This is a genomic window from Stenotrophomonas maltophilia group sp. RNC7 (assembly GCF_030910085.1).
Lineage (GTDB): Bacteria > Pseudomonadota > Gammaproteobacteria > Xanthomonadales > Xanthomonadaceae > Stenotrophomonas > Stenotrophomonas sepilia.
In genome coordinates, this window is sequence record NZ_JAVFVN010000530.1 from 1 (window position 1) to 1,460 (window position 1,460).

The window sequence follows — 1,460 nt, forward strand, 5'->3', positions numbered from 1 at the left end:
CATCTAAAGACTCTAAAACTTCCGGTAACGTTATATTATCCATATTTTCATTAAAACACTGCAGACCAAATCGAATTAATGACTTTTCTCCATTAGTGTATGGTTTTATTACTTCTTTAACTTTATCTAATTTTACTCCTTGATCTACACAATTAAGTAGCTCTTCTTTATAAGTAGCAGACCATAGTAAAGCCATTGAAGAATAATAACGGTCAAATTTAGTAACATTCATTTTGTGCATTATCTTATCAAACAATTCACTCTGCATTTTGGACTTAAATTCTAATGTCATTAACAATGAAACTCCCCCTATTCAAATATGAACATTACCATTTTCGAATATTTTTACACGATGATAAATATTAACATCACCTATTGACTTTCCATTACTTATTTCTTTATTTTCTAATGCTTTTACTTTCATTTCTAAAAACTCACCATATGCGTTCATATCATAGACAATATCGTAATTTCTACAATATTGCCCATCTAACAATTCTCCTCCAGCAAATCTAAAATTCTTAAAATTCTCTTCAAAAAAAACATAAGCATCTTTATGATTTTCAAAAACCGGTAAATTATTAATAAAATCTTGTGTAATCCGTTTCATTATTATTTTTCCCCTTCAAACTTTACCTTTGCATATGATAGAACATTTGTATCATATGCATATTTAGGATTATTCCCTTTTCTTGGCTGGCTAGCATGTTCTAAAGCTATACCCTTTGTAGAACTTATAACATTTAAAAATCTTTCAATGTCTTCTTTTGAACCTTCTAATCTTAGATCTAATTGAGACATATATATCCCCCCAACTTTATTTACAAAAGGAAAACCCAATAGGTATATTTAATTTCAAACAAACTATTGAAATGTATTCTTTAAATAAAGATACTTCACCTGCTAGTTTCACTCCGAATCTTTTAATATACAACTCCATTTTTTACAAAAATTCTTTCTTACTTCATGTTCTGCTTCATCTCTTAACCTTGAAAGATATTCTTCATATTCCATTTTAAGAGCTTCTGTAAATAACTTAACATCATAGAGTACCCAACCTCTTTTCGAAAAATTATCAACTAGATTCGCAGTATAGAATGTTAATGCCGTTTTCTTTTTAGTCTGCGCTTGATGTAGAATTCCACATCTCACATTCTTATAGAAATGTTGCGCAAGTTTTTCATCAAAGGAATCCCCGAATCTTCCCGCAGCACCATTAAAATAAGAACTATTAACTAAAAACTCCTTAAATGCCTTTTCCGTTTCGCCCCTGGTATCACGTACCCCTTTATAAAATTGTTGAAATGTTTCTATTAATAAACAATTTAATGCCATAATACTAAATGCCTTACTTAAACTTTGATCCCCTTTACAATCTTCTAGCATTGCATCTATTATGTTAAAAAATCTTCCCTGAATTCTATCCTCGAAAATTTTTATGGCTGATTGCCAACTAATAT

The 1,460-nt window shown here is 29.7% G+C and carries 4 protein-coding genes; all 4 read right to left on the reverse strand.

Features of this window, described 5'->3' with window-relative positions; genetic code table 11:
• On the reverse strand, positions 1-292 hold a 292-nt coding region (locus tag RCF13_RS10355; protein ID WP_308141130.1), incomplete at its 3' end, for a hypothetical protein.
• Positions 293-313: 21 nt separating this feature from the next.
• The gene (locus tag RCF13_RS10360; RefSeq protein WP_047956599.1) at positions 314-610 is read right to left on the reverse strand and encodes a hypothetical protein; all 297 of its coding nucleotides are present in this window, start codon (positions 608-610) and stop codon (positions 314-316) included.
• Positions 611-612: 2 nt separating this feature from the next.
• Positions 613-801, reverse strand: coding sequence for a DUF3970 family protein (locus tag RCF13_RS10365; protein ID WP_308141131.1), 189 nt, complete (start codon positions 799-801; stop codon positions 613-615).
• Positions 802-909: 108 nt separating this feature from the next.
• Positions 910-1,460 (reverse strand): hypothetical protein (locus RCF13_RS10370; protein ID WP_308141132.1); only part of this gene is annotated, 551 nt, incomplete at its 5' end.

Coding starts and splice junctions, on each gene's coding strand:
- RCF13_RS10365 (WP_308141131.1), bottom strand. CDS start 801: ATGTCTCAATTAGATCTAAGATTAGAAGGTTCAAAAGAAGACATTGAA.
- RCF13_RS10360 (WP_047956599.1), bottom strand. CDS start 610: ATGAAACGGATTACACAAGATTTTATTAATAATTTACCGGTTTTTGAA.